Source organism: Streptomyces lancefieldiae (assembly GCF_031845825.1).
Classification (GTDB): domain Bacteria; phylum Actinomycetota; class Actinomycetes; order Streptomycetales; family Streptomycetaceae; genus Streptomyces; species Streptomyces lancefieldiae.
Genome location: NZ_JAVRFH010000147.1, coordinates 1 through 3,874, shown reverse-complemented (window position 1 = coordinate 3,874; position 3,874 = coordinate 1). Strand labels below are relative to the sequence as shown.

Below are 3,874 nucleotides of genomic sequence, written 5' to 3'. Positions count from 1 at the left end.
TCCAGCAGGGAGTTCGCACAGGCCACTTGGACGGGCCACGAGTGCGGCAGCTGGTCGAGGCGGCCACGGAGAATCGAGGCGCTGGTGGCGAGCAGCCGGTACCGGGCGAGGAGCACCGCATAGGGGTCCAGGTCGACGCCGTGGACGGTCCGCAGAGCGCGCTCGATCGATGCCCGGGCGTCGATCGGTACCCCGTGCCCGCGGCCGCGGCGGCGGTAGACGCGGGCGGCGCGGAAGGCGCTGAGCAGGATGTGCCCCGTGCCGCAGGCCGGGTCGATCATGCGGACGTTCTGGGGGCCCACCTCGTCGGTCGCCGGCTCCAGCGAGAGCTCCAGGAGGAGTTCGGCGATCCACGGCGGAGTCTGGCACAGGGCTCTCGACCTGCGCGCGTCGTGCGACAGCGCCTGGTAGGCGTCCCCGAGCCGGTATCCGTCGACCCGGTGCGGCCCGTCGTCGATGGCAGCCCCTGCTCCCCAGAACTCGGCGAGGGCTGTCCAGGAAGCCGTATTGGGCGGTGAGGTCCAGAGCGGCACGACCTGCGGGTCGAGGAAACCGGCGAGCCCGGGGTGGGCGCCAGCCAGCTCGTCAAGGATCCGGCGTACGGCATCGGGTGAGGTCGGCGGCTCGGTTGTGGAGACCAGGCCGTGCCGGACGCAGTGGTGGGTGACTGCGGTCGCGTGGGCCCAGGAGACCGCAGTCGCGGTGCCGACGTCGTCGGCGAGGCGCTGGACGAGACGCTCATAGGCGCGGGCGGAGGGAGGGATGCTGTTCACAGGGTTGTGGTCCAGGACTGGGAGCGAAGTGACATCAAGATCGTTCAGAAGAGCTAGTCGAGGATGAACTGCCCGAGCCACACGAGGACCAGGACTGCCACACCCAGGGTGATCGCGGCCTCGGCGTTTCCGGTGCCGGACCAGACGATGACGGTGATGGTCGTGCCGAGGACAAGACCGAGAAGAAAGCGGTGCGAAGTGCGCATAGTGATTCCTTGAACAGTGAGCGGGCCGGGGCGTCCGCGTAGGAGGGTGGGAGGGGCTGCTCACCGTGTGACGAGCAGTGCGCCGTTGGGCTGGACGGTCACCTTCATGCCTTCGCCTCGAAGAAGGGCCGAGCACAGAAGGCGCACCCCGCCAGTGCTCCAGGCGGGATGGTAGTGATCGGGCTCCGCCTCCAGGTCCGGGGACCACCAGGTGACCTCGACGCTCTCGTGCCGGCATTCGACGACCACCCCGCTGCCCTGGAAGGTGCGGCGGTCGGCGAGGTGGACATGGGCGGCGAGCACCGTCAGCACCTCGTGCCGAAGTGTCTCACCGGCCCGGTCGGGGGGCACGGAGGGTGCTACAGGGCGGTAGACGGTGTGTCCGTGAGTGCCCTGCGCGATCACGACGGTCCGCCCGGGGCCTGCCAGGCTCCTTCGGCGGCCGGCAGCCACGCACAGCTTGCGCACGCTGCGCCCGTGTACGGGGCGGGGGCGGCGTGGGCTCGGGTCTGCCGCGTAGTGCTCGTCCGCTACCAGGGACATGGCGTGCGCGACATCCCGCACGCGCTCGGCGATCTCGCCCGCACCCAGGTCGTGTCCGTCGGCGTAGCGCCACAGTGCGTCGACTGCCCGGGCTGCCGGGGAGGCGTCTGGGGCGTGCAGCGTGCTGTCTCTGATGAGCCAGTCGACGACCTGCCCCGTGTACGGCGCCGTGAACGGGGCGCCTTCGAGAAGCTCCAGAAACTCCTGAGCTTCGGACTCGTCGGTGGCGGGCAGACGAGGTTCTGTCTGCATCGCAGACCTCCTCGGTGGGGGCACCGTCGCAGATCATGGACCGGTGCAACCGCAGTGGTTCGTTCGTGCCAGGCGGGGAGAGGCTTCACCCGCCGACCCGCCTCAAGCTACCGCAGTATATCCAATTATGCAACTTTGCGGGTTTGGGTGGATACTGCTCGGCGCATCACTGCAGAGCCCACCAGGTCGGCGCGGGTGAATTTGAAAGACAACGGACTCGCCTTCACCGGCGCAATTTGGCGAGAAACGATGGGGAGAGAGAATCTGCTAATCCTCTGCGCCTTTTTCGCCCGCCTGCAACTTTCCCCGTGTAAGGCGTCTACGGATCTCCTGGTAAATCGTCTCCCGATACCACATCGGCTCGAATACCTCCGGGCGCTTGCGGTCGCCCGGCCGCCGGTCAGGAGCTTCGATCTGTCCCCGCAGGAGATACGACTGCATGGTGCGCCGCGATGCGGGCTTCCCACTGATCGCGTTCCCACGGATGACGCCGTACTCGGTGATGTTGAGCAAGTCCCTGGGGTCCCCTGCGGGAAGAGGCTTCGCGAACTGAGGCTCGCCGCCAGCGTAGGCCGCCCACACGCGGGGCCGGTGGACGCGCACCCACGCATCCACCGCCTTCGCGTCCCACCGCCCCTCCGACGCTGGCGGGGGGAACGCGGCCGCCACGACCTTGCCGCTGGAGTCACGTCGTTCCGTGGCCTTGGTCCAGGCGTCCACCGCGTTGAAGGTCATGCCGAACCGCTTGGCCATCTCGGACCGGGTCTCGGTGACGGGCGCGACCGCGGCCTTCTTCTGCTTGCCTTTCTGGGGGCTGGTGACCGCGCCGGCCGCAGGCGTTTCCGGCCGGGGCGGCCAGTACTGCGGCCGCATGGCCTGCACCCACGCGTCGACCAGCGCGACGTCCCACAGACCGTCTTCGCCCCTCGCCGGAAAGTTGACCAGCGTGGTCCACACGGCGGTGTCCTTCGGCGTGACCCCGTACCGGGCGCTGATCCCCGCTTCGTCGATGCGGCGGTTGGTCATGGACGTCCTTGAGGGTCGGGGCGGGAGTGCGTCGGACTACTGGTCGGACTTCGCAGCGGCAGCGCCGCGCCGGCCGAGGGGGCGGAGCAGGTACGGGCGGGCGGACTCGGGCGTCCACATCGGCTCGTCGACCTCAGGCGTCTTGCCGTCGTTCGGCAGACGGTCCGGGGGCGCCAGCAGGCCGCGAGACCGGTACGCCCGCATCGTGGACAGGGCGGTCGGCTTGCTGCGGCCCTGTTCCTTGCCGTCGAGCTCGGCGATCTTCTCGAGGGTGAGCAGGCCCGGGTTCTCCTCGAAGTACCGCCGCAGGAACTCGCTCGGCTCCCTCCGCTCACCGTCGCTCTTGCCGGTCTTGCGCCGGACCCGGCGCGGACGGGTGATGTAGTTGTAGGCCGTCTCGCGGAACCACATGTCCTCCGTGACCTCGGGCTGGCCTCCGTCGCCGGCGCGACGGTCGGGCCGGGCGAGCACGCCTCGGGAGATGTACGTGCGCAGGGTCGCGACCGGCGTGGGCTCGCGGGAAAGGAACCGGCCCTCGAGCACTCCGATGCGGTCGAGAGGAAGAAGGTCCTTGGGCCCGCCGGCAGGCAGCGCGGTGGCCTTCTCCTTCTGCTTGGGGTGAGCCACCACCCAGGCCTCCGGCTTGTGCTCCAGGACCCACTCATCGACAGCTGCCTCGTCGTACAGCTGGGTCTTGCCCCAGCCCTTGTCGAGGCACGGCGGGAAGGTCTCCTCGAGCGTCCAGGAGGCGGCGGTCGAGCCGCTCACGTGGTAGCGCTTTGCGATCTTTTCGACCGTGGTCTGCTTGATCTTCGAGTTTGCGGGGATCATCGTCTGCTCCAGGGCCTGCGTGGCCTGATCGTTTCCTGCCGGGCCGCGGATGCGCCGGCGGGGGGATGCTGTTGTGCGTGGCCAGCGGCCCCTTCCTGTGCCTTTGCTGATGCCCGGACGGGGCTGGGAGGGCGCAGGGAGAGACCCGGCTCGCAACGTACAGCGATTCAAGCGATTAAGCAATTCGTCGTGGGTGTGTCGGTGTGGATCGCCGCCGCAACCGACGCGGGCGTGGGGGGGGGG

General features: G+C 69.1%; 4 protein-coding genes and 1 pseudogene. All 5 read right to left on the bottom strand.

From position 1 onward, the window contains the following. A pseudogene (locus RM812_RS40895) lies at window positions 1-773 on the bottom strand (Eco57I restriction-modification methylase domain-containing protein); the annotation flags it as partial. A gap of 53 nt (window positions 774-826) precedes the next feature. Beyond that, complete coding sequence (locus RM812_RS40890; protein WP_007494377.1) at window positions 827-979, bottom strand: hypothetical protein; 153 nt, start codon at window positions 977-979, stop codon at window positions 827-829. A 60-nt stretch (window positions 980-1,039) separates the two neighbouring features. After that, window positions 1,040-1,774 (bottom strand): hypothetical protein, encoded by a 735-nt coding sequence (locus tag RM812_RS40885; protein WP_311585903.1) that lies wholly within the window; start codon window positions 1,772-1,774, stop codon window positions 1,040-1,042. A gap of 267 nt (window positions 1,775-2,041) precedes the next feature. Continuing rightward, a complete protein-coding gene (locus tag RM812_RS40880) occupies window positions 2,042-2,800 on the bottom strand; it encodes a hypothetical protein (RefSeq protein WP_311585901.1) in 759 nt (252 codons plus the stop codon). 36 nt (window positions 2,801-2,836) lie between these two features. Beyond that, complete coding sequence (locus tag RM812_RS40875; RefSeq protein WP_311585899.1) at window positions 2,837-3,631, bottom strand: hypothetical protein; 795 nt, start codon at window positions 3,629-3,631, stop codon at window positions 2,837-2,839. Window positions 3,632-3,874: the final 243 nt, after the last annotated feature.

What these genes read in the sequence shown, in the direction of transcription:
- RM812_RS40890 (WP_007494377.1), bottom strand. Translation starts at nt 979, where the DNA reads ATGCGCACTTCGCACCGCTTTCTTCTCGGTCTTGTCCTCGGCACGACC.
- RM812_RS40885 (WP_311585903.1), bottom strand. Translation starts at nt 1,774, where the DNA reads ATGCAGACAGAACCTCGTCTGCCCGCCACCGACGAGTCCGAAGCTCAG.
- RM812_RS40880 (WP_311585901.1), bottom strand. Translation starts at nt 2,800, where the DNA reads ATGACCAACCGCCGCATCGACGAAGCGGGGATCAGCGCCCGGTACGGG.
- RM812_RS40875 (WP_311585899.1), bottom strand. Translation starts at nt 3,631, where the DNA reads ATGATCCCCGCAAACTCGAAGATCAAGCAGACCACGGTCGAAAAGATC.